This is a genomic window from Bradyrhizobium sp. STM 3562 (genome assembly GCF_045571435.1).
Lineage (GTDB): Bacteria > Pseudomonadota > Alphaproteobacteria > Rhizobiales > Xanthobacteraceae > Bradyrhizobium.
The window spans coordinates 2096893-2120566 of record NZ_CP120694.1 but is presented as its reverse complement, the minus strand read 5'-3'; the positions used below and the strand labels follow the sequence as shown (position 1 = coordinate 2120566).

General features: G+C 60.5%; 21 protein-coding genes and 2 pseudogenes. 7 read left to right on the top strand and 16 right to left on the bottom strand.

The genetic code is table 11. The features are described 5' to 3' along the window. Nucleotides 1-1227: 1227 nt before the first annotated feature. Together P6U23_RS09805 and P6U23_RS09800 are read right to left on the bottom strand one after the other, a co-directional pair. Entirely contained in the window at nucleotides 1228-1407 is a 180-nt protein-coding gene (locus P6U23_RS09805; RefSeq protein ID WP_407179411.1) for a hypothetical protein, read from the bottom strand. Nucleotides 1408-1893: 486 nt separating this feature from the next. Next, nucleotides 1894-2163: a hypothetical protein gene (locus tag P6U23_RS09800; RefSeq protein ID WP_407179409.1), complete on the bottom strand. Its 270-nt coding sequence runs from the start codon at nucleotides 2161-2163 to the stop codon at nucleotides 1894-1896. A gap of 135 nt (nucleotides 2164-2298) precedes the next feature. Here P6U23_RS09800 and P6U23_RS09795 point away from each other — a divergent pair, with 135 nt between their 5' ends. Next, the gene (locus P6U23_RS09795) at nucleotides 2299-2487 is read left to right on the top strand and encodes a DUF3606 domain-containing protein (RefSeq protein ID WP_407179408.1); all 189 of its coding nucleotides are present in this window, start codon (nucleotides 2299-2301) and stop codon (nucleotides 2485-2487) included. A gap of 88 nt (nucleotides 2488-2575) precedes the next feature. Here the strand turns inward: P6U23_RS09795 and P6U23_RS09790 are convergent, their stop codons facing one another. The 6 genes from P6U23_RS09790 to P6U23_RS09765 form a co-directional block, all read right to left on the bottom strand. Next, nucleotides 2576-2749 (bottom strand): hypothetical protein, encoded by a 174-nt coding sequence (locus P6U23_RS09790; RefSeq protein ID WP_407179406.1) that lies wholly within the window; start codon nucleotides 2747-2749, stop codon nucleotides 2576-2578. A gap of 272 nt (nucleotides 2750-3021) precedes the next feature. Further along, nucleotides 3022-4674, bottom strand: a complete 1653-nt coding sequence (gene tnpC / locus P6U23_RS09785) for an IS66 family transposase (protein WP_407179404.1) — start codon at nucleotides 4672-4674, stop codon at nucleotides 3022-3024. 70 nt (nucleotides 4675-4744) lie between these two features. Then, nucleotides 4745-5092 carry an IS66 family insertion sequence element accessory protein TnpB gene (tnpB, locus tag P6U23_RS09780; protein ID WP_407175423.1) on the bottom strand — a complete coding sequence of 116 codons (348 nt, stop codon included), beginning with the start codon at nucleotides 5090-5092 and terminating at the stop codon, nucleotides 4745-4747. Further along, nucleotides 5089-5481, bottom strand: coding sequence for an IS66-like element accessory protein TnpA (tnpA, locus tag P6U23_RS09775; protein WP_407175017.1), 393 nt, complete (start codon nucleotides 5479-5481; stop codon nucleotides 5089-5091). Before tnpA ends, tnpB begins: the two co-directional genes overlap by 4 nt. A 31-nt stretch (nucleotides 5482-5512) precedes the next feature. Continuing rightward, nucleotides 5513-5680, bottom strand: coding sequence for a hypothetical protein (locus P6U23_RS09770; protein WP_407179403.1), 168 nt, complete (start codon nucleotides 5678-5680; stop codon nucleotides 5513-5515). Nucleotides 5681-5904: 224 nt separating this feature from the next. Continuing rightward, nucleotides 5905-6603, bottom strand: a complete 699-nt coding sequence (locus P6U23_RS09765) for a winged helix-turn-helix transcriptional regulator (RefSeq protein ID WP_407179401.1) — start codon at nucleotides 6601-6603, stop codon at nucleotides 5905-5907. A gap of 199 nt (nucleotides 6604-6802) precedes the next feature. Here P6U23_RS09765 and P6U23_RS09760 point away from each other — a divergent pair, with 199 nt between their 5' ends. Then, the gene (locus P6U23_RS09760; RefSeq protein WP_407179399.1) at nucleotides 6803-7615 is read left to right on the top strand and encodes a class I SAM-dependent methyltransferase; all 813 of its coding nucleotides are present in this window, start codon (nucleotides 6803-6805) and stop codon (nucleotides 7613-7615) included. On the opposite strand, the gene P6U23_RS09755 is transcribed toward P6U23_RS09760, so the two are convergent. The 3 genes and pseudogenes from P6U23_RS09755 to P6U23_RS09745 form a co-directional block, all read right to left on the bottom strand. Further along, nucleotides 7588-8262: an SOS response-associated peptidase gene (locus P6U23_RS09755; protein ID WP_407179397.1), complete on the bottom strand. Its 675-nt coding sequence runs from the start codon at nucleotides 8260-8262 to the stop codon at nucleotides 7588-7590. The genes P6U23_RS09760 and P6U23_RS09755 overlap by 28 nt on opposite strands. A gap of 220 nt (nucleotides 8263-8482) precedes the next feature. Continuing rightward, nucleotides 8483-8721, bottom strand: a pseudogene (locus P6U23_RS09750) (transposase); the annotation flags it as partial. A 171-nt stretch (nucleotides 8722-8892) separates the two neighbouring features. Then, a complete protein-coding gene (locus P6U23_RS09745) occupies nucleotides 8893-12246 on the bottom strand; it encodes an AAA family ATPase (protein ID WP_407179395.1) in 3354 nt (1117 codons plus the stop codon). A 270-nt stretch (nucleotides 12247-12516) separates the two neighbouring features. Here P6U23_RS09745 and P6U23_RS09740 point away from each other — a divergent pair, with 270 nt between their 5' ends. Then, on the top strand, nucleotides 12517-13179 hold the full coding sequence (locus P6U23_RS09740; RefSeq protein ID WP_407179394.1) for a phytochelatin synthase family protein: 663 nt from the start codon (nucleotides 12517-12519) through the stop codon (nucleotides 13177-13179). 1176 nt (nucleotides 13180-14355) lie between these two features. Beyond that, nucleotides 14356-15344 (top strand): annotated as a pseudogene (locus P6U23_RS09735) (IS630 family transposase). A gap of 83 nt (nucleotides 15345-15427) precedes the next feature. On the opposite strand, the gene P6U23_RS09730 reads toward P6U23_RS09735, so the two are convergent. The 3 genes from P6U23_RS09730 to P6U23_RS09720 form a co-directional block, all read right to left on the bottom strand. Then, a complete protein-coding gene (locus P6U23_RS09730) occupies nucleotides 15428-16453 on the bottom strand; it encodes a D-cysteine desulfhydrase family protein (protein WP_407179393.1) in 1026 nt (341 codons plus the stop codon). 363 nt (nucleotides 16454-16816) lie between these two features. Then, nucleotides 16817-17182, bottom strand: coding sequence for a hypothetical protein (locus P6U23_RS09725; protein ID WP_407179391.1), 366 nt, complete (start codon nucleotides 17180-17182; stop codon nucleotides 16817-16819). A gap of 184 nt (nucleotides 17183-17366) precedes the next feature. Further along, nucleotides 17367-18926, bottom strand: a complete 1560-nt coding sequence (locus P6U23_RS09720; RefSeq protein WP_407179389.1) for a winged helix-turn-helix domain-containing protein — start codon at nucleotides 18924-18926, stop codon at nucleotides 17367-17369. 194 nt (nucleotides 18927-19120) lie between these two features. Here P6U23_RS09720 and P6U23_RS09715 point away from each other — a divergent pair, with 194 nt between their 5' ends. Then, the gene (locus P6U23_RS09715) at nucleotides 19121-20170 is read left to right on the top strand and encodes an alpha/beta fold hydrolase (protein WP_407179388.1); all 1050 of its coding nucleotides are present in this window, start codon (nucleotides 19121-19123) and stop codon (nucleotides 20168-20170) included. Nucleotides 20171-20229: 59 nt separating this feature from the next. After that, on the top strand, nucleotides 20230-20691 hold the full coding sequence (locus P6U23_RS09710; RefSeq protein WP_407181398.1) for a cytochrome P460 family protein: 462 nt from the start codon (nucleotides 20230-20232) through the stop codon (nucleotides 20689-20691). Nucleotides 20692-20768: 77 nt separating this feature from the next. Here the strand turns inward: P6U23_RS09710 and P6U23_RS09705 are convergent, their stop codons facing one another. Then, on the bottom strand, nucleotides 20769-21296 hold the full coding sequence (locus P6U23_RS09705; RefSeq protein WP_407181397.1) for a hypothetical protein: 528 nt from the start codon (nucleotides 21294-21296) through the stop codon (nucleotides 20769-20771). A 147-nt stretch (nucleotides 21297-21443) separates the two neighbouring features. Further along, a complete protein-coding gene (locus tag P6U23_RS09700; RefSeq protein WP_407179386.1) occupies nucleotides 21444-22637 on the bottom strand; it encodes a serine hydrolase domain-containing protein in 1194 nt (397 codons plus the stop codon). Nucleotides 22638-23034: 397 nt separating this feature from the next. Between P6U23_RS09700 and P6U23_RS09695 the strand changes: the two genes are divergently transcribed. Next, nucleotides 23035-23673 (top strand): NYN domain-containing protein, encoded by a 639-nt coding sequence (locus P6U23_RS09695; RefSeq protein ID WP_407181396.1) that lies wholly within the window; start codon nucleotides 23035-23037, stop codon nucleotides 23671-23673. Nucleotide 23674: the final 1 nt, after the last annotated feature.

The window sequence follows — 23674 nt, the reverse complement described above, 5'->3', positions numbered from 1 at the left end:
AACAATCTATCAGCTTCACCGGCTCGTCGCGAGCTATCCGCTGCCGACCGGCCCGCTGCACCGCATACATTCCTGCCTAGACGATGCGCTGCCCGTGCCTGCTTTCGGTCAGAATGCGAAAGGCTCAGGGCGAGCAAATCTAGTCCGCTATGCCCCATCTGAGCGGACCTCAAGGAAGCGGACCGCCACTTCGTTGAGGGCAGTGGTCCCAGTTTGATTTGTTTTCGAGTTGACAGAAGAGTTGGCGCCCGCCGTTCGGCAATGGCATCGGCTTAGGGGGCCGTTTGGAGAGTTATTGGGTCCGGGGACGGGCACTGGCCCTGGTAGGCACTGTCCGGCAACTCACTTGTCGCTCGGCCCGCAGGCATAGGCGCATGAGCCACAATGCTTCGGATCGATGTCGGTGTTAACGCAAAATCCAGAGCAATTGGTTGGCTGTCCTGGCGGACACTCGCAGTTGCCCTCGTTGCAGACCTGCCCGCCTTTGGTATCGCATTTGTTGCCGCAGCCACCTCAGTTGGCCACGTCCGTGTCTGTGTCGACGCAGGCGCCACTACAGATCTCCATGTCCGAAGGACAAACGCACTTTCCGTTGGTACAAACTTCGTTCGTGGGGCAATTTTGACCGCTTGCGGGAGATGTGCCGTCAGCGCAGCAGCTGCCGGAACAAACCGGCGAATGCGCGGCTACCGGCCCAGCAGCAGACACGTCCGCCCTTATTACATTGCGGATAATAATTGGGTTCGCCAGGACAACTGTCGGCAGCTCGGACGGCCATCGGAGTCCCTGCTACGATCACGAGAAAGACAATCCCAAGCTGCCACGAATGCCAACTTGAACTGTGCTTTTTCATAGGCCGCCCGCTTGCTCATTGTCTTGCCAAGATGTTGAGTGCGATCTTATCCCCTTTATCTAACTGTGTTCTCACGACCTAGAATCGGTTCAACCTGAAGTCGATTCTGGTTGTTTGATCCATCATGGCCCTCCTTCATTGAGGTTGGTCCTCTGTCGGATGCGGGAGCGGCCCTTCATGGTCCAGCACCGTTCCGAGATCGCGCATGCCCGGCGCCGCAGGCGGGGCACTTTATCAAATGCTCGGACTTGTCCTCCTGACGCGTTTCCGGGGTATTTGCCTCGGGGTATGCGCATCTTTGTCGCGCTCTCTTATGGGGAGCGCATCGCCTCGGGCCACTAGGCGGCCTCCAGAAACCCAATAAACAGGCCGCCTTACTCTTTGGGCAGCGGCCAATGATGGCGCTCCCCCAGAAACGTGTTGGGCGGGTCCTCTTCAAGGAGCGTCTTGCATCGCGCCACCACGTCCTGAGCCTGTGCAATGAACTCGGCATCGTTGGCCGCCAGCCGCCTACGAAAATCGATCTGCTTGGCGATGTTCAATGGGTCCGGCACGCGGCGCTCCCTTCTTTGCAGGCGGGAGCGCGATTGGTCTCTCAGCCACCGACGCCTACGGACATGGCCTTGGCCGGTGATGCAGCTAGACTACCACACTCCACTTTGGTTCAAAGGGGGCTACTCATTCCAGATGCGTTCGCCGCAGATCTCGCACTCGTACAAGCGCATGCTCCTGCCGCGAGCTGAATCGAGGAACGCGCCAATAAGTCGGGGAAAGGTGGCACAAGTCGGACAGCGCGGGCGAGGGTCCTGCGTCTGCGGCTTGGGTGGCTGCTTCTGTTCCTGGTCCGTCATTGGAACAGCAACGCTCGCGTTCGGCGGCGCTTGCTCCACCGCGTATGGTATTCAAACGCGGCGCCTTCCGGATCGTTCACCTCAAGCCAGCGGTTGGCATGTCCGAACATCCTCACGCAATCGACATCGCTGACCCGCAGCACTGGGCCTGCCTCGCCCTGCAGCCATTGCGGTAGATCCGGACGGTTGTCATCGGATGATCCTGTATTTCTTGGCCGGCTTCTTCCGCGGCGTCAGCGCGGTCTCGGCCTGTTCGGCAGTCAGTGCCTGCAACATTGCGATCCGCGCCATCATCACCAGGCCTTTCCCCTCAGCGGCCGCTAACAGGCATCGCGCCGGGAGCTGCCAGCGCTCGAGCGCGGCTTCCTTCGTCGGCAACACGGCAGCGTATTCGCCGGCGTCGCGCAGTGTGCGCAGGAGTTTTCTGTTGGCGAGCCGAATCGGCTGGTCAAATTTCAAAGACCTTGCGAGTCGTCACAGTCCATACGCAACTCCGCCACACAATGAGCGCCGAACTCGGACCGAAGTCATTCGTTCCGAGTTCGGGAACTTTGACGCGCAATCTCCATTATCCGCCAAGCTGGAGGATCAGCAATGGCGAAAAAGACCAAAAAGAAAACCGCCCGCGGCCGCAAGCAGGATCGCGCCCGCGTTGCCGGCGGCCAGGACTACGAGGTGCGCTACGAGGCGAAAAAGACGCGTCGATCGCCAGCCGCAGTGAAGCGGGTCGTTAAGAAGGTCGGCAGCAGCCGTAGGAAGGTTGAGCGCCGGCTTGCTCGGTAGCCTGTGGTCGGCTCCTCGGCAAACGTCCCCTGGCGCCGAGGAGTTGGCGGCCCCGCTCGCGGTTACGGCGTTCGCGACGGGGCCGTTCTTATGCGAACACCGCAGCGCCAACCTCAGTGATCTTCACGTAAGCCCCGCTCTCGTGCATCCAGAACCAGCCCTTGGCGACGGCAAACTCAAGGCCGGCCTTGTATTCGGACGGTGTGCCCCTGATTGCAGGGTCTGTTAAGAAAGGCCAGTTAATCTTTTCGATGGTAAGCATGCGGCGTGGGCCGCTGGCCAACTAGATTATTCTGATTGCCAGCGCTTGAGCCATTCCGGATTTTCTTTGTACATCCGGATGAGCTCGATCAGGTTTTCGATCCGAAGTCGGTGAACGCCTGGATGCCGTCTTCGCCGACGCCATAGACCCAGATCACACCGTCCTCGATTTCCATTTCGATGGCGATATCCCGCAACCATTCTTCGTCTTCGCCGAGGTCCTTGGCGACCTGACTGATGGTGGTGACGTGATGGACTTGTTGACGTGCGTGGTCATGCCGCTCGAGCGGAGATCGTTGCTGTCGCTGGCTTCCAATTCCAGGGCAGCAGCTCGTCCAGCCGATGAGCCGGATGGGAGGCGATGCGGGCGAGGACGTCCGCCAGCCAGGCCTGCGGGTCGACACTGTTCATCTTGCAGGAGATGATCAAGGTATACATGGCTGCGGCACGCCGTCCGCCGCGGTCAGAGCCGCAGAACAGCCAGGATTTTCGCCCAAGAGCTATGCCTCTTAGGCCTCTCTCGGCAGCGTTGTTGGAGAGACAGATACGCCCGTCCTCGAGGAAGAAGGTGAAGCTCGGCCAGCGCTTCAGGACGTAGGTGAACGCCTTCGCCAGGTCGTGCCCGCGAGAGAGCTTGGCAAGCTGCTCCCGCATGTAGATTTGAAGATCCTCGACAATGGGCCGGCTCAGCGTCTGCCGAACCTCCAGGCGCTCTTGTGTGCTCTTGCCATTGATCGAGCGCTCGATCTCGAACAGCGCATCGATCCGGCGCACGACCTCGATCGCGATCGGCGAGATCGGGATTTCCTTTTTGCCAGCGGCCTTGCGCCGCGCATTCTCTTCGATGTCGGCCATGGCGAAGAATGGACGTCGCGCATGCGCCCAGCAAGCAGCCTCCCGGATCGGTCCGGGCTGGCGCCCAGCCAGATAGAGCTGGTTGTACCCGTCAAAGGCATCGGCCTGCAGGATGCCGGCATAACGGGCCAAATGCGCCTGAGGATGCTCGCCCTTGCGGTCGCGTGAGTAGTAGAACATGGCCGTAAGCGGACCCGCGCCACCAAAGGGTCGGTCGTCCCGGACGTAAATCCAGCACCGTCCCGTGTCGGTCTTTCCCTTGGCCAGCACCGGCACCGTCGTATCATCGGCATGAAGACGCTCGGCCGCCATGACATGGGCTTCGATGAGGCGCAGCAGAGGATCCAGTACCGTGCAGACCGATCCCACGGCGTCGGCCATGGTCGAGAGCGCGATCGGCACGCCCTCCAGGGCGTAGCGCTCGGCCTGGCGGTTCAACGGCTGATGCTGGCCGAACTTCTCGAACATGATCATGGCCAGCAGGCTCGGACCGGCCCAGCCTCGTGCGACAGCATGGAACGGCGCTGGAGCCTGGCTGATCTTCTCACAGTCGCGGCAGCTAAACTTCTCCCGCACCGTCTCGATCACTTTCCACTGGCGCGGCACGGATTCCAGCGTCCAGGTCACGTCCTCGCCGAGCTTGCGCAGGCGCTTGCTGCCGCAGCACTCGCAAGCCGTCGGTGGATCGATCACCACCCGTTCGCGTGGAAGATGCTCGGGGAAGGTCTGGCGCTCGGCGCGCTTGCGCGTAAATCCGCGCACCGTCGTCGTCTTGGCCACGGCACGTTCGGCTGCCAATTCGTCTTCAGTGGCGTTACTTTCCAGCTCTTCGAACGTCAGCGCTAACTGATCCATCAGGCGGGACGATCGCTCTGACCGTTGGCCGTAGATCTGATGCCTTAGCTTGGCGATCTGCAGCTTCTGCTGGGCGATCAGCGCCTCGTCTTCTGACGCTTTGGCGCGGGCGACCGCAAGTTCGGCCGCGATCACCAAGCCGTTCGCGCGCTCGATCGCCAGCGCCTCTTTCAAGGCGGCGACCTCATCCGGAATCCCGTCGCGACCACCATCCATGCGACGCAATGAATCACAGATTGGACGCGTTGGGACTCCCTAAAATGGAAACGCTCGCAGATTTCTTCGCTCAGCCCGCGCTCTGCGGCCGCCAACTTAGTTGTGGATTTCTCCAGTCGATGCCCTCGAGCATATAGGCCATCTGCGCCGCCGAGATCGACACCGCACCGCCCGATGCCGAGGGCCAGATGAACTTGCCGCGGTCAAGACGCTTGGCATAGAGCGACATGCCTAGCCCGTCATGCCATAAAATCTTGACCAGATCGCCGCGGCGGCCCCGGAAGATGTAGAGATCACCGGCATGAGGATCGCGCTTCAAGCTCTCCTGAACCGTAAGAGCCAAGCTTTGCATGCCGCGGCGCATGTCCGTGTGACCCGTGGCGATCCAGACCCTGACGCCGCTCGGGATCGGGATCATCGCCGCCTCAATAGCTCAAGAACCCGCTGCAGCGCCTCGCTGTCTACGTCACGGTCAACCCGCACCCGACAGCCGCCAAGCTCGATCTCGATGATTCCAGCCCTTGCACGCTGCGCAGGAGGCGAACACGACGGTTGCGGCGCGCACGTCGATGCTGAAGCCGGCGTAGAAGTGATCTCCACCGGAACGAGCGCCGGAACGGTCTCGCCGCCTAAGCAGCCCTGGCGTGCCTGTCGGCGCCACGTGAACAGCAGGCTTTGAGCCATTCCATGTCGGCGGGCGACGCCGCAGACCGTCTCGCCAGGTTGCAAGGTCTCCTCAACTAGGCGGACCTTCTCGTCGTAACTCCATCGGCGCCGACGTTCAGCACCTAAGACCTTGACCTGCATTCGCTACATGACCTTAAGGCTAGACTTAAGGTCACATCCTCAGAAAGGCCGCGGAATTGCACAAGGTGGCCGCCGCCGCAGGGATACTTTCGATGTGGATCCGGCCGTCCTGGACCGCCTCAATGCTGTGGGCGATTTCGAGGAGCTTGCGCGCGGCGGCTTCGGGATCGGCGAAGGAGCGGTCGCTGACGAACTTCATGGTTCGGAGTTAGCTGCTTCGCTCACGACGCGCAACACGCCAACAGCTGCACCGTCTCGGTCCGCTGAATGCGAAAGCTCAGACATGAGCCATACTTCCGAGATGGCCCACAAGCGACATTCCGGACCGCATTCTCAGCAGTCCCTCCACTCGGGATCGCCGCAAGCGTTGGTCGCTGCGCCAAACCCAGGCAGACGCCAGTCCCGGATCAACGGCCACGTCGCCTAAGCGACCTTCTTCTCGAGATTGGCGAACACACTGAGCTTCAACCACGCGCGTAGACCGGCGGTCAACGTAGTGCTTCCCGTCAAGACAAGTCGACCATCATCAGACATTTGGTCGATGGTCCTATATCCGAGCCAAATTTCGGTCATCGATTGCAGATCAGTCGATACGTAAAGATCAACATCAAACCCCGGATCGACTAGGCACAGATCAACCTCTTTGCTAGGCTCCACTATGAGCCAATAATTGCGCTCCGAGACCGGCCTGTCCCTGAAGATGAACTGAATGGTATTGCGGCGTGGCGGCATTGGGTCGGTATTTATATTTCGCCTGATGTCCCACATCAGTAGACTGGCATCGAGGTTCTTCAACGTGGCTTGCGTTGTAACCCATCGATGTCCCCAGACCCCGATCGCTTCGATAATAGGACGCAGTTCCGTTCCCGCTTCAGTGAGACGATATTCGTGGACGCCAGGCTCGCGCTCAGCGGCGACGCGCATGACGATCCCGGCGGCTTCGAGCTCTTTCAACCGCTTGGAAAGAAGGGCAGGCGACATGCTCGGCACCCCTCGCCGCAATTCGTTGAAACGGGTCGATCCTATCACGAGCTCGCGCAAGACGAGCAGCGTCCAGCGGGAGCAGATGATCTCCGCTGCCATAGAAACCGGGCAGAACTGATTGTAACCGCCATCGGACATGCGAGCGCCTCCCTTCGGCCATTACCTCCGGAGCCCGGCAGGCTACGAGTTGCCCCACCGCTTGACCAGTTCAGAATCTGTACCAGTGACGTTCAGATCCTGAACTGGATGCATTCGGGGGGCCATGAGATGTCCTGTGCGCATTCGCGAGACGCGAGGCCGCTTTCGGGCGGATTATCCGGGCAAAGGGAGATGACCAATGTCAGTGATGACGCCACCCCTCGATTATACGGCCATCAAGCAACGCCAGCACGCTGTCTGGTCGGCGGGTGACTATGCGATGATCGGAACGACACTTCAGATTGTCGGCGAGCGACTGTGCGAGGCTGTCGATATGCGCGCCGGAACCGCCGTTCTCGACGTTGCTGCCGGCAACGGGAATGCGACGCTGGCGGCAGCCCACCGCTTCGCACGCGTTACGTCCACGGATTATGTCGGTGCGCTTCTTGAGCGGGGCAAGGAGCGCGCCGCCGCAGAGCGCCTTTCCGTCAGTTTTCAGGAAGCTGACGCCGAAGCGTTGCCGTTTGCTGATGGCAGCTTTGACGTGGCCTTGTCCACGTTCGGTGTCATGTTCACCCCGAACCAGGAGAAGGCGGCCGCCGAGCTCGTCCGTGTGGTGCGCAGAGGCGGAAAGATCGGGCTCGCCAACTGGACGCCGGACGGATTCATCGGTCAGCTCCTGAAGCTTGTCGGAAGGTATGCGGCGCCTCCACCCGGCATCCAGTCGCCTACCCTGTGGGGCACCGCGGCAGGTCTTGGCGAGCTGTTTCCGGGGCATCAAATCAACGTCTCGGAGCAGACCTTCACCTTCCGTTACGAGTCGCCGGAGCATTGGCTTCACGTCTTTCGCTCGTTCTATGGTCCCACCAACCGCGCGTTCGCCGCGCTTGATACCGAGAGCGCGGCTGCACTGGAAGCCGACATTCTCGATCTGCTCGAGAAATCGAATTGGGGTGGCTGCGACAGCCTCGTTGTCCCTGGCAGCTATCTCGAGGCGGTGATTACGAGCTGATCTTCCTTCTCCGCCCCACGCATCACGATCTTGAGCGCATCATCCGACAACGGCCGCTGGAGCGCCTTCGCCTCATCCCAAGGCGCGCGCATCCATACGTCGCGTTCTTCCTCTGTGGTCAGGATCACAGGCATTGCCTTCGGATGGATCGGCTTCACGACTGCATTCGCCTCGGTACTCAGGAAGCCGTAGACCTGGTGCGGTCCCGGGATCGGCTTCGACTTGGGGCCGCGATCGCCGTTGAACGTGGTCCAGAGACCGACGAACGCGAACAGCGACCGGTCCTCATTGAGCGCGAACCACACGACGTCTTTCTTTTTCGTCTCCGGGTTCGGCTCCGGCGCGTACTCGGCGAAGCTGTTCGCCGGCACCAGGCAGCGGTTTTCAGGTTTGAGCCAACCCCGCCAGTGCGGTGACGAGGTGTTGCGGATGTTCGTGACCGGAAGCCCACCCGTGCGCGGCGGTGGCGGCATGCCCCAGCGCATCAGGGTGAACTCGCGGCCGGTATCGGTGTTGCGGATGATGGGTGCGGGGTAATCGGCAAACACGCCGGGTATCGGCGGCAGGTTGCCAACGTAGCGATTGACGACCCGGAACAGGGCAATAATGGCCGCTTGGTTGGTGGTGATGCTATAGAGATTGCACATGGCGGTAAAAGCGGCGGCCGGTACGGCGCGATCGAAACTATGGTTGAGGACCCAGCCCTGTAGGGCCGAACGGCTTCGAGGTGGTCTGCATTGAGTCAAGCGGCGCCGCGGTGCAGGCTTCCAAAACCTCAGAGAGGTAGGTCGATCCGCAACGATCGGCTGATGACCCGCCTTTCGCTCCGCCCAGACTGCCTTGAGTTCATCAGTCAGATTTTCGGCGAGAGCCCTCGCGCAGCTTGAGGATGCGCAGCTCGACGGTGCCGGCGCTCCCAGCTCCGATCGCCGTAACCGTTGCGTTGGACCAGGCGCCCCTGGCTCTTCTCGCCGTAAGCGGCCCCGGTCAGGCGCTCGACCTTGAGCTCCATCAGCCGGTGGGCGGCAAAGCCGATCATCTCGCGCAACAGATCGGCATCAGGGGTTCTCCACGAGCGCGCGCAGGTTCATCATGTCGTCACTCATCGGTGGTTCCTCGAAATCAGGTTGGCGTCGCAACCCAAACCTTACCGACGAATCATCGATGACCGCCCCGCGAAACCGCTCGCTCGCTACGGCGCTATGTGGGCGCGCGCGTCGCGAGCGGCTGCGCTAAACCGAGCTACACCATCTCAAGGGACACGACGGATTACCTCTTCACGCAAGCTCGTCAAGCAGCGCCTTAGCTTCCTTCAGATCGCGCGTATTGCAGCCTTCGGTGAACCAGCCGTAGAGCGGGTTGAGAAGCTCGCGGCCCTCCTGAATCCGATTCTGACTTTTCCAGAGCCGAGCAAGACTGAGGGCAGCTCGGAGTTCAAAGGATTTTGCCCGTTGCTTACGGGCCAAGTTCATTGCTTGCAAGAAGCACTCCTCGCACCTGCTCCTATGCTCGCTTAGTGACAGACCTATTTCTCCCTCCGTCCTATGTAGCTCCGCTCCCCAGAAATGTTCTTCGGTCGCTGTGACGCTATCCTTTGATTCGCGCAAAGCCCGCAAGCTTGCTTGACGATTGCCCATCTTTGCGTACATCACCGCTAATAGGCAAAAATAATGCGATAAATGATATTCGGTCCCGGTCTTTCGCAGCTTGGCTATTCCCTCCTCACAAAGCATGGTTCCTCGTTCGAGTTGACCAGTCTGAGCCAGCGCCCATCCCACCAAGACAGATGCATGCGCGTTCCAAGTTGGTAGTTGATATCGCTGCGAGAGCTCGATGGCGCTTCCGGCGAAATTGTTCAGGCTATCAAGGTCGCCAATCAACTCGCTCAATTGGGCCCCCGCAAAGAAATAAGCAAACGCACTGCTGTTTGCGTGGTTCAGTCTCGGCGCCAAACTGAATACTTTATTACGAACTGCTAATGCTTGCTCTGGGTATCCCAAAATCCAAAGCGTCAACGCGAAAAACGAGCCTCCCGAAACACCCGGATCGACTACGTACTGGGAAGCTAGGGCGCCATCCCGCTCCGCGTCGTGAAGCGAAAGAATCGGCTCAAGGTGCGCTTTGGCGTCCGCAAATCTTCCCATCTGAAGGAGTGCACTGCCCATTGCGCGGTGCGCTACTAGTAGCGCAACCCGATCCCCCCTGTTCTCGGCCACCGACCAACAGCGATTAGCGATCGCCAGTCCATCCAGGGTCTTCCCGCGGTTGAGGCAGTAGATGGCCTGTCCAAACAGGACAGGCAGAAGGTGCTCTGGATCACCCAGTTTCTCACATAGCTCAGCCGCCCTCGCACGGGCAGTCGCCACCTCTGGGCTGGCCCAACCGTGCGAGGCTACCAAAGGCGTTCCTAAAGCGACCTGGAATTCGAGCTCGCTCTGATCCCGCCAAATCGAGCCGGGCAGCTTTAGCAGTAAAGCCAAGCCGCGGTTGAGGTGTCGCAATGCCTCCGCGTTCGCCGAGCGCTCCGCGGCACGTCGGCCAGCTTTCAACCAGTACAAAATGCCGGGCTCTGCTTGTCCGGCTTCCGTGAAGTGACGAGCTACAAGCTCCGGCTCCGCTTCCGCACGATCAGGAAAATGATGCTGCAAAACGCGAGCAACTTGGCCATGCAACATGGAGCGCTTGCTGCGCAGTAAGCTACTGTACGCCGCGTCTTGAACCAGAGCGTGCTTGAACAGGAAAGTCGGTCGCGAAGTTGTTCCACGACGGAGTATCAGTCCAGAATGGAGAAGCCGTTCCAGGGCCGCTTGAAGTGCTTCATCTCCGTTTTCTGAGACAGCAGCCAGAAGCTCATATGAGAACTCCCGCCCGATCACCGCTCCGATCTGCGCAACCTCCTTGGCGGCACCGAGCCGGTCAAGCCGTGCCATCAGGGACGCATGTAAGCTTGCGGGCACCGCGAGGACCGGCAACGGCGATGCGAGGATGGTCCGCTGCTCTGCGTTCTCGCCTCCGGCCTCCAGGACCGCCTTAGTCATTTCTTCCACGAACAGGGGAACACCGTCTGTGCGCTCGATGATGTCCTGCCGAATGCTTTCCGGCAGCAGCTTGCTGGCGACGATATGGTCGATCATGGAGCTGGCTTCGCACTCTGCCAGTCGATTAATGATGAGAGCCGTTACGTGGGGCTCAGCGAACCACTCCGGCTCAAATTCCGGCCGGAACGTCACAACCAGCAGAACGGGAAGTGCGCGAATTCGGTCTACGACCCGACGGAGCACTTCCAAACTCGTCGGGTCGGCCCAGTGAGCATCCTCGAAGATCATTAGCACCGGACTTTGACGTGTCAGTGGTTCCAGCTGCGAAACGAGGGCCTCCAGGGTTCTCTCACGTCGCTGCTGCGGCGTCAGCTCGAGCGCGGGATAGCGGCCATCATTTGGAAGCGATAACATCGCGGCAAAGAGCGCAGCATCTTCGATCGACGCCGCCGCGTGCGCGAGTACCGCTTCGAGCTTATCGAGCCTGCTTGCGGGTGTGTCGTCGCGCGCGAGTCGGGCGGCATGCTCCATTTGTGCGATGAATGGATGAAGGGCGCTGTCGGTACGCTGCGCTGAGCAGAAATACCGCAAGCGCGTGTGTGGCTCGCCAGCGAGGTGCTCCAGTAGCGCCACGGCGAGTCGCGATTTGCCGATGCCGGCTTCACCGGATAGCAACACCACCTGGCCTTCTCCGGCTTTCACTCTACTCCAGCGTCGCAAAAGCAGCTCAAGCTCTTCTTCTCGTCCGATCAGTGCGGTCAGTCCGCCGGGATGCATCGCTTCGAAGCGGCTTGCGATGGAACTTGCGTGCACCGCAGCGAAAGCTCTCACCGGTCCTCCAATCCCCTTAAGATCCTTTGGCCCGAGGTCCTGCAGTTCAAAGAGATTGCCGACGAGCCTGCGCGTGCTCTCAGCAATGACAACGGTATTTGGCGCGGCAACGGCCTGCAGGCGTGCCGCGAGGTTGGGCGTCTCGCCGACGATGCCGCGCTCCTGCGCTTCTCCGGACCCAATCAAATCGCCCACGACAACCAGGCCCGTGGCGACCCCAACCCGCACCTGCAGCGGCTCGGGAGCCGGGAGGGCTGCAACCGCATCGATCAGCGCGACGCCGGCCCGAACTGAACGCTCGGCGTCATCCTCATGGGCTGCCGGATAACCGAAATAGATGAGAACTCCATCGCCCATGTATTTGGCTACGAAGCCCCCGAAACGGCACACAGTATCGGCGACGCACGTGTGATAGGCTGAAATGATCTCGCGCAGGTCCTCAGGGTCCATACGTGTTGAGAGCGCTGTCGAACCGACAAGATCGGCGAACATCACCGTGACTTGGCGCCGCTCAGCGGTGTCGGTGGGGACTTTGTCGGTTCTCAGAGGTGTCTTAGATAAGGGCGCTGGTGCGCTCGCTTCAGCGCGCAAGGCGCTGATGGCATCTAGCAGCTTACGACGATGCCCGACGAATACGACACCGAGCTCCTTTAAATCCTCCGACGTCAAGCTCGGCAGGACCGTGTCGTCGATCTTATTCTCTCGGAATGCTGCCTCATACTGTTCGAGGCCAAGCCTCCGTAGCCAACCTCCGAGGTCCATGATGGCGCCCCAGTTCGCTTGCCTCGTATAATTCCCCAGGGGAGATAGCTTGTCTAGGCTGCCTGACCGGTCTCGGTCACAACCTGTCGATATTGCGTTCGGGAACTCAGGATTCTCTTGCGTGATGTGAGCTGCCGAACATGCGCCCGAACCGGGTAACTGTTAAAACTCTATGCAGACAGGAATCCGAAAGCGGACGTTCTCATTCCTGGCGGATGCATCTGGGTGTGATCGCGTTATGGCCTCCAGCCGCTTCTAAGGGTCCCCTCCATGAAGCCCGTCGGACGTTTCGGTGTAGCAGTCGGTTTCGTTCTGCTTAGCGGCTCTGGCTATTTCGCCGTTAGTCGGCCGGGCGTGCCGCCAGAGGCGATCCAATCTTCGGTCATTCACAGACCAGAACTGATCGAGCGCGCATGGCGACTTCCGGTCGCGACTACGTTTAAGACGGAAATCACGTGGCAATCGAATAGCTCGCGCTGTGGCCCAGCGAGTGTCGCGAACACGCTTCGTTCGCTGGGCGAGCAGAAGACAACCGAGACCCAGGTGCTCGAAGGAACAGGTAAGTGTTGGACAGGCATTTGCTTTATGGGGCTTACGCTTGATGAGCTTGCGGACGTCGCGCGAGCCAAAACCCGTCGGAGGATCACCGTACTTCGGAATCTGACGGGCGAGGAATTCCGCGAGCATATGAAGCGCAGCAACGACCCCGGCCGCCGTTACATTATCAATTTTGCCCGAGAGACAATTTTTGGCGCCGGCGTCGGCCACTTTTCACCGATCGGAGGGTATTTGGAGGCCGAGGATTTGGTGTTCGTTCTTGATGTGAATGAACGTTACAAGCCTTGGCTGATCCAGCGCCAGCTACTGTTCTCTGCGATGGACACCCTCGACGGCGACAAAAAACGTGGTCTGCTCATAATCGAAGACAATTAGCGCAACGTCCGCGTAAGTTTAACCCCCCGATGGTCCGCTAAGGTCAAAACCGCGAATTTGGAACTGCACCCGTCACCTTCCGCACCAGCCCGACAAGCAGACCTTTTCAGAATGACGCCGTACTTCGCATGCGGCCAACAGCAGACTCATCCACCGCAGTAAGCGCTATTGTTGCCAGCTGACGCGTCAGGACGGAATTGGCCGCGGCACGGCAAAAAGCAAACATTACGAAAGAAAACATCACGAAAATACGAGGAGTGGGACAGCTCACAGACGAGCCCCGCATTAGCCACTAACCAGACACTTGCAAAGGTTTTCATCGATTCCAACCGCATCGGGAAAATGAAACGATGTCGGACTGGTTGAACCGGGCAGCGCTACCCGCGCGACTACACGGTAATCGACGGGAGTCAGATAACCAGTCCGCGAGGGATCGAGGACCCTTCAAGAGTCGGGTCAACCCCGTGTTCACGCGGCATGATTTTCGCCACGACGTCCTGTCGCGCCGGTATCAGCCGGGCGCGTGTGCGTCGGCCGGCGGCGGCATCTCTAAGCGGCGAGCGCTACCGCTCTTATGATTTTGCGCCCGACGCACTCGGGCGTCACCATGCCCGCCGCCATCACCGGTAGTGACTCGACCGCGCGGTACAGCGCCGCGCGCGGCAGCATAGCGGCGTGGCGCGCTATGGCGCAAGGCAGGCCTCATCAGGAAGCGATGGCTCTCTCCCTATCTCGACTGCTCCCTCTAGATTGCCAGGAGGGCAATGAAGAGAGCCCCCGTGACGGCAGTGCTCACAGGTAGGCCAAGCATGTTGCGTGCGGAGATGAAACCCCCGACCGCTGATCAGAACAACGGTCAACCAACAAAACGGCAGCAAAAGAAGCCGACCGCGTCCTGCCAGAAACAACACCACCACGATGGGCGAAAGGAGGATTGACGCTCCGGCGTCGTCGAGGCGCTTGTCATGCGAGCAGAAGCCGCCGATCAAGGGCCCAATTCCCGAAATGAACAAATGAACAGCAGAACCAATGGCCGAGGTGCGCTTGAAGTCAAAACGCGAAAAGCTCAGACCAAGCAAATCTAGTGTCCCGAGTCACAAGTTCGCAATCGTAGATTCGCCGTAGATTCGCGTCGCTGTGCCAGAGATGGCGGCTGCAACAGCGACGGAGGATCTGATGGCAGCCCAGCAACTAGCACCCATGATATTGAGCGATGACGAGCGTGCCGAACTGCAGTCGCTGACGATGCGGCGGAAGACGGCGCAGGTGGCCGGGTTGCATGACGAGCCGCGCTCCGGAGCGCCGCGTACGATTGATGATGCCCGCATCGAAGCCGTGATCGTGCGGACGCTGGAGAACTGCCCCGAGAACGCCACCCATTGGAGTTCCCGCGGCATGGCGAAGGCCAGCGGCCTGTCGGTGTCGACGGTACAACGCATCTGGCGGGCCTTCGGGCTCCAGCCGCACCGGCTGGAGACGTTCAAGCTATCGAGCGATCCGAACTTCGTGGCCAAGGTGCGCGACGTCGTGGGTCTTTACGTCTCGCCGCCAGAGCACGCTATCGTTCTGTGTGTGGATGAGAAGTCCCAAATCCAGGCACTGGACCGCAGCCAGCCGATGCTGCCGATGCGCCTCGGCCAGCCAGCCCGAAGGAGCCATGACTACAAAAGGCACGGCACCACATCGCTGTTGGCCGCCCTCGACATTGCGACCGGACGGGTCATCGGCAAGTGCTACGGACGCCATCGTGCCGCCGAGTTTCGCAAGTTCTTGGACGAGATCGAGGCCGCTGTGCCGCGCGACCTCGACGTCCATCTCCTCATGGATAACTACGCCACGCACAAGACCCCGCTGATCCGGAAATGGCTCGCAAAAGGCCGCGTTGGCATGTGCACCTCACCCCGACCAGTTCGTCATGGCTCAATCAGGTCGAGCGCTTCTTTGCGCTCCTTACCGACAAAAAGATCAGGCGCGGCGTCTATCGCAGCGTCGCCGCCCTCAGGGCCGACATCACTTCGTTCATCGACCGACACAACGCCAATCCCAAGCCGTTCCGGTGGACTAAATCCGCCGATGACATCCTTGCTTCCATCGAGCGCTTCTGCCGTTACAATACCCCGGCACAACAGGACGAGATGTTGCGAACTTCTGGTTCAGGACACTAGTTCACCATGCCCCACGTGAGCGGCCTCAACGAGGCGGGCCGGCACTTCGTTGATTTGCCAACAACGAACAAGCGAATGGCCGATCAGATGCCGAGCACACTGTGGTAGGCGAACAGAGCTGGTGCTCCGCCGGTATGGATGAAAATAACGTCCGTGTCGGGTGGCCATCGTCTCTCCCGAACAAGCGCGATCAGGCCCGCCAATCCCTTGCCAGAGTAGACTGGGTCAACGGGCAAGGCCTCGAGCGCTCCCGCAAGTTTGATGGCCTCGATGGTCGCCGCGTGCGGCACGCCATAGGCGGGACCAGCGTGCCCGGCGACGACCTCGACATCGTTCTCATCGAAATGGGTGCCGATCAAATCGGCTGCCGCTCTTGCGCAAGCGATAACGTCTGAACGTACGCGCTCTGGTTCGGCATCGATATCTATGCCGACGATCCGCGTCTCAGGCATCGCAACCGATCCGCCGACAACAAGACCGGCCTGTGTTCCGGCGCTGCCGGTGCAATGTACGATCGCGGCGGGCCGAACGCCGAGTGCCCGCGACTGCTCCGCGATCTCCACGATCGTTGATGCGTAGGCGACCGCGCCGAGTGGACTGGACACCCCGTATGGGACGAAATAAGGCCGACGACCTTTTTCTCTAAGCCGACTTCCTAGCTCCTCAATCGCCAGGTTGCGATTTCCTGTCCACGGCACGTCATGAAGATGCGCTCCGAAGAGCCGATTGAGCAGCGCATTTCCCGAACACGCGTACTCGGGCGTCGGCGGAGCCAAACGACCGTGGTAGACAGCCAGATGGCACTCAATGCCGAGCTTGGCCGCTGCGGCACCAACTTGGCGCTGGCTGTTGGACTGGACGACGCCGCCGGACACCAGCACGTCAGCCTTGGATGAAACGGCGTCGTAAAGTACATAGTCGAGCTTACGCAGCTTGTTGCCGCCAAAGCCAAGACCAGTCGCGTCTTCACGCTTCACCCATAAGCGTGGCCCGCCCAAATGCGCCGTAAGCCGACTCATTGGTTCGAGAGGCGTGGGCAGGCTGGCGAGCCCCAAGCGCGGGAACGCCGACAGCTTAGAGGCAAGAACTGATGCGCCTTCGCTCGTCATGTCGTCGAGATTAGAGGGCGCGCCCGACTTCCGCAACGGGTGTCAGAATGCGAAAAGCTCAGGGCGAGCAAAGCTAGCCCGCCATGCCCATTTGAGCGGACCTTAACCAGGCGTGCCGGCACTTCGTTGATGTGTCAGACTCGGAAGTCGTCGCCACTCAGAGCCAAGACCCCGCCAGCTCCCGACGGCCGTGCATTGTTCAGCTCAGGGCGCAAATAAGCGACACTCGAAACTTAAAAAGGCCGCCAATTGAGGCGGCCATCATCGCAGCAACGGATTGGACACACCCGGCTTACGCGAGGGTAAAACGTCCTTGAGCCAACGTGATTCGCCCGCGAGACGAACTGATCATGATGACCATCTTCAGCCGCCCTGGCGATGGTCGCCTTCCGGATCATCACATTTGCTCTGAGCATCTGCACGTCGAGGAGGCTCACTCAGCATCTCCAAAACCGCTTCGAATATCAGGGCGGGCAAATAAGCTAACAGCATGGCCAAATCCTCCGGCAATCGTCTCATCCTTTCCAAGCTAGCATTGCTAGATGACTCGTTCCGTGCAGTGACATAACCGTTCTCGCGATATTCAATTTCACGAATCTTGCGAGCATATGTCAGGTATCTGTTGACAAGATCGTTGTCGTTCGGATTGAACTGAATCTGCTTTTCCATAAGGGCAAGATCTTCGCGCAGAGTTGCAGTGTCCAACATGAACGCCCGATAATGTTGCATAGTCGTCCCTCCTTTGCAGGGTACAAACGCCTGCATTCGGGGCAGCGTTCCTCCTGATTGCCCCCCAGGGCATGCAACAATGCATGGAACTTTCTTTGCTGGTAGCTTATTAGGCTATTTTGCTTCTGCTGCTTCACAGCTTGCGCTGAAAATCCAGAAGAATCTCTATACACTCGCCGCCTGATCACTCCGGCACGCCGGCGGCTCTAAGAGCCTCGGCATAGGTTGTCGCCATCGCATCGCGCGGGAAAGGGATGCGTTGGAAGAAACTGGAGATCGTCAACTCCGGTTCGACGTCGAGCAACTCTCGCGCGATTGCGCCTGCGCGATCCTTCTGACCGAGCTTGACGAGCGCGACGATGAGCACCCGCAAGGCCACGGCAAAACGCCGGTTCTGCGTCAGCGCCTTTTCGGCCCAACGAATGGCCTCTGGATAATCCTCGTCGGCGATCGCGGCGATCGCCATAGCACCCGAAATGAACCAGCCACGCGGGTCTCGCGGGTTGAGGCGTCGGGCGCGTTCGATCATGGTGCGGCCGGCTTTCTGGTTGCCGCGCATGATCTCGATCCAGCCGCCGAGCGAAAGTGCCATCACCGAGTTTGGATTGATCAGCAGTGAGCGGGCGAACCATTCGACCGCCGCGTCGCGCTTCTCGTGCGACATGTTCCAGATCGCGAACGCCGCCATCCACAGCACCTGGGCGTCGTTCGGCGCAAGCTCGACCGCGCGCCAGGCCAGCCTGACGCCTTGGGCGCTGTGCGCACCATCGGGCGTGATCCAGCCCTGAAAATGGCGCAGCGCATGACAATAGGCCGCCATCGCGATCGCCGGCGCGTAGGATGGATCGATCGCAATCGCTTGGTCGAGGCAGGCAAGCGCAGCCGCCGTGCTCTCGGCGGTGAAGGCGTGCTCGAGCCCGTAGGCGCGCAGCAGAAGATCATAGGCGTCAGGCCGGCTCGGCTTGCTCGACTTCTGACGCTCGACCTCGGCGGATTGCACGGTCGGCTCGATCGCGGCGACCACGCGTTCGGTGATGCGGTCTTGCAGGTCGAAGACGTCGCTCAGATCGCCTTCGAAACGGTCGGCCCACAGGTGCCGGCCCGACCCGGCATCGATCAGTTGTCCCGTAATCCGCAAGCGGCTGCCCCCGCGGCGGACGCTCCCTTCCAGCACATAGGCGACGCCGAGCTCGCGTCCGACCTCTCGAATGTCGACGGGTTTGCCCCTGTAGAGGAAAGAGGAATTGCGCGCGATGACGAACAGCCCGCTGCAGCGGGATAGTGCGGTGATGATGTCTTCGGCCATTCCGTCGGCGAAGAAGTCCTGCTCGGGATCGCCGCTCATGTTGGTGAAAGGCAGGACCGCGATCGACGGCTCCTCCGGTTTAGCCGGGCCGGCTGGTTCTCCGAGTGGGGCCGCAGAGGGCGAGTCCGGAGCTTCGTGCACCTCACCGACGAAGCGGATGCCCTTGCGGGGCAGCGTGCGGATCAGCCGCTGCGCCTCGCCATTGTCGCCGACCGCCGTGCGTGCCGCGTTGACGCGACTGGAGAGGGTGGCGTCCGAGACCGTGCGCCCGTGCCAGATGGCTTCCAGAAGTTCGTCGCGGCTGACCACGCGCTCACGCGCGCGAATGAGAAACTCCAGGAGATCGAAGACCTGCGGCTCGAGGGGAACCTGATCCTGGCCGCGACGCAGCTCGCGTCGGCTGGAATCAAGAACGAAGTCACTGAAAACATAGAGCAAATCGTCAATCCTGCGGGCTCATTCCAAGCGAGTTCGCAATCTAGCACAGCCCCTCTGCCGCAGAAATCATAGTGTTCCGAAGTACAAATCCATGCATTCTGAAAGCGCGAGACACGGCATGAAGTTATGGTTTCCCAGTCCCGGCTGCAGTGACGTGCATGAGCGCGCCGGGACAGTCAAAGAGGGAGATCGACATGTCCGAGGACATCAATCATCGCCGCCGGGATTTTCTTGGCGTCGCCGCGGCAACATTCGCCGCCGCTCAGCTTGGTGCGATCGGCGCCGCGAGCGCGCAAACCAAGGCGAAGCCGGCGCTGCACCCGGGGAAGCCGGGAACCAATACCTCCTTCGCTCCGCTCAAGCAGATTGACGCCGGGCTGTTGAACGTTGGCTACGCCGAGGCTGGTCCGGCCAATGGGTCCGCTGTCATTCTGCTGCACGGTTGGCCCTATGACATCTACAGCTTCTTCGATGTCACGCCGATGCTCGCACAGGCCGGCTATCGCGTCATTGTGCCTTATCTGCGCGGCTACGGCACGACGCGCTTCCTCTCGAACGATGCGTTCCGGAACGGCCAGCCCGCAGCGATCGCCGCAGACATTATCGCGCTGATGGACGCACTCAAAATCGAAAGCGCGACGCTTGCCGGCTTCGACTGGGGCGCGCGGACGGCCAATATCATCGCCGCGGCTTACCCTGAGCGCTGCAAGGCGATGGTCTCGGTCAGCGGTTATCTGATCTCGAGCCAGGAGTCCGGCAAGCTCCCCTTGCCGCCATCCGCCGAGCTGCAATGGTGGTACCAGTTCTATTTCGCTACCGAGCGAGGCCGGCAAGGCTATGAGAAATACCGCCGCGACTTCTCAAAACTGATCTGGCAGCTCGCCTCGCCGCAGTGGAAGTTCGATAACGCGACCTTCGACCGCAGCGCCAAATCCTTCGAGAACCCCGACCATGTCGCGATCGTGATCCACAACTACCGCTGGCGGCTGGCGCTTGCCGAAGGCGAGGCGCGCTATGCCGATCTCGACAAGATCATTGCGGCAACTCCCGTCATCGCCGTGCCGACGATCACGCTGGAAGGCGATGCAAATGGCGCGCCGCATCCGCCGCCGGCGGCCTATGCCAAGAAGTTCACAGGCAAGTATGAGCACCGCGAGATCAAGGGCGGCATCGGTCACAATCTACCGCAGGAGGCCCCGCAAGCCTTCGCAGAAGCCGTCATCGACGCCGCTGCGCTTGCTTGACGAGGATTGCCATGCGCAGGATCACCGTCATCGGCGTGCTCATCGTCGTACTGCTGCTCATGATCGCGCAATTCGGTCCCTCGCTGGTGCGAGGGCAAACCGCTCGCGCGGCCTCGCCGATCTTCGGCGTCACCATTCCGGATAGATACCGCGACTGGAAAATGATCGCCGTCGCCCATGAAGAGGGGCTGGACGAGCTGAGAGGCGTTCTCGGCAATGATGTTGCCGTGAAGGCCTATCAGCAGGGAACGCTGCCGTTTCCCGATGGCACGATCCTGGTGAAACTCGCCTGGAAGCATGTGCCGCTGGAGGGGCTGGACGGTGCCTTCGTTACCGGCGCCGCGACGACGGTGCAGGTCATGGTCAAGGATGCCACCAAATACGCAGCGACCGGCGGCTGGGGATTTGGCCGCTTCGTCGACGGCATGCCCGTCGATGAGATGCAACATCGCACCTGCCTTCCCTGCCACGAGGCGCATGTTAGAGATCACGATCTGGTATTCACGCGCTTTGCACGGTGATGATGGCGGCGGCCGTCCAGAACAAGCGAGGGCGGTGTCGCGATGGCGGTCGCTTGTCAGGGTGCGTCGGTCGAGGCTCATACACCTCGCGCGTCTCGCACCGCCTGAGCGACTTTGGTCGCCTGCGACACTCGTCCAATTGTTGCGCCTGTAATGATCTTTCTTCGGCGTTTGCTCGCCTTCGGCACCATGCCTTCGTCCGCGGTGGCTCCGGCAGGAGGATAAGTCGCGAAGTTCGCGGCTCGATGCAGCACGAGAGCCTTTCGCGCCGCTTCGACATGTGCGGTCCGGGCTGCGAGATTGTGAAGGCGCCTGAGCTCCGTGTTCACCCGCTTCAGCGCGGCGGCGAAGACTTGCTTTCGTTCTGATGCATGCTCGGTGTTTCCTGGAAAGCTCGTTCCACGAGCCTCGGCTTTTCCGCGTCCCTCTCGCCGCTTTTGCCGGGTGAGCGTTCGCTCCTTATCACGCATCTTGCGCAACCTCTGCCGCATGGCCTCAAGCTCAACCACCTCGACGTCATAGATGGCGGGATGGTGCGTCAGGCGGATCGTCTCATATTCTTCGTGGCTGAGGAGGCTGCGTTCGAATTTGCAAGGGACCGACATGACCATTCCTCCATTCGACTCTTTGAAGTTCAGGCAGAAGGACTCGTTCAGATCCAGCTTGATCATAGCCCGTTAGCGGTGGATGGCCAATCCGCCACAGCGCTCCAAGTCGTCCAGCCTTGCCATCATCATGCGAGGCCATTCTTGTCAGCTCTTGCGCTCGACCGCTTCGTAGGCGAGCCGCTTGAACTCGACCACGAATGGATGCCCCATATCACGCTGCGCCATGATCACGCCCGCGGTGTTCGCGTTGAGTGAAATCCACCATTGGGTGCCTCCACGTCCCCCCCAGAACAGCTCACCTCTCGCGTCCCGATGGTCATATGCAGCAGGCTCTGCGATCACCGCGCCCGCGAGGCCGTGCCCCTTGCCTTGCAGTTCGCCGTAAGGAGGAAAGCGCATCCACACCCCCTCCGGTAGCTGGTTGGTCGTCATCAGCTTGATGGTGTCCGGCTTAAGCAAGGTCGGACCGCCCGGAAGCAGGCTTCGGATGAGCGCGACCATGTCCGGCAAGGTTGAGACCAGTCCGCTACCGCCGCTTTGCCTCGGGAAGGGACGCAAATAGGCCCCCGGATATGGCGCGTCGTCCGCGCGCCTCAGTCCCGGCTTCATGGGATCGAGCAGGTCGGCGCCCTTGTAGTAGGCGACGAGGCGATCGGGATCCGACGCCACAAACCCGGTGTCCGCCATGTCAAGCGGTCCAAGAATTCGCGACTGAATGAACGCATCGAAGCGCTGGCCGCTTATCACTTCGACAAGACGCGCCAAGACGTCGGTCGCCACCGAGTACTCCCAGGATGTTCCGGGATGATAGAGCAGCGGCAGGTCGGCCAGCGCATCCACCATCTCTGCAAGCGTGGTGGCGGGATTGGTCACCTTTCGCTCGGTGTAGGCGTTGAAAATCAACGTGCCGGGGTCGAAAAGACCGTAGCTCAGCCCCGAACTGTGACTCATCAGGTGGCGAATGGTGATCGGCCTCACGGCCCGTTCGGTCTGGTCCAGCGACGTCGCTCCGCGGCGCAGCACACGGCGGTTCGCTAGCTGCGGAATAAACGCGTCAATCGGATCATCCAGTTGGAAGCAACCTTCCTCGAACAGGAGAAGCGCGGCACAGGATGTCACCAGCTTAGTGTATGAAAAGACGCGGAAGATGTGGTCGACCCGCAATGGTATCTGCGCTTCCTTGTCGGCCCATCCGATGCATGTCACATCGACCAGCTCTCTGCCGACGAGTACCGCGGAAGAGACTCCAGAAAGAAGATTGCCGTCAACGTACCGCTGCATGGCGACGTGCGCAGGCCGAAAGTCGTATCCTGTGGCCGTGACTTTCAAGTCTTCCATGATCGGCCCTCGCGCTCGCGATGACAGCCTAATGCCAAGCCCGTCAGTTCATGAGTTAGTGCCAGGGGATAATGGCGGCAATTGGCCTCGGCCCTGCCGCAGGACGGAGCGGCCGTCAAACCTTCGTATAGTCCATCCATCCGTTTCGATGGCGGCCATTTACGTTCGTACAGTTGAGCGCGCCGGCGGCCCGGCTTACGGCTTGGGCATTCGGTGCGTTGGCGAAGTTGGGACTTGGTCGATGTACCGTCGCATCGGCGACCCTCCTCCTCCTCCTGGGGTCGTCGATGCGGCCTTTTTCAGCTTCTCTCCAGCTCGGCGTCTTCCGACCGGCAAGTACGACGTGAGCAGAGAGACCATTTTGCTAGCGCATCCCGAGTTGGAGATCAGCGCCGCGATGTCAGCGTTCAACCGGATCGCGCTCTTTATCGACGGCACCAATCTCCATGCGACCTCTCGGGCGCTTGGGTTTGACGTCGATTTCAAGCGGCTGCTCAACGAATTCCAGAACCGCGGCGCGATGCTGCGCGCCTTCTTTTACACGACGATAATCGAGGATCAGGAATTTTCATCGATTCGCCCTCTGATCGACTGGCTCGATTACAACGGTTACACCGTCGTCACCAAGGCGGCGAAGGAGTTCGTCGACGCGACCGGCCGGCGCAAGCTGAAAGGCAGCATGGGAATTGAGCTCGCCGTCAATGCGATGGAGCTCGCCGGGCTCGTCGACGAAATCGTGCTGTTCTCGGGCGACGGGGACTTCCGCTCCCTGGTCGAAGCCCTGCAGCGCCGCGGCGTCCGCGTCACGGTTGTCTCCACGATCACCAGCCAGCCGCCGATGGTCGCGGACGAATTGCGGCGACAGGCCGACGCTTTCATCGATCTCGCCGATTTGAAACCAAGGATCGGGCGCGCCACGCCCGTCCGGGCGGCCCCACGCGAAGTGCGCCAGCACACACCGCTACTTGCCCCGCGCAAAGTCATGAATGGAAGCGACGCTGGTGAAGCAGATACGCCTGAGCAGTCACGGAGCTGAG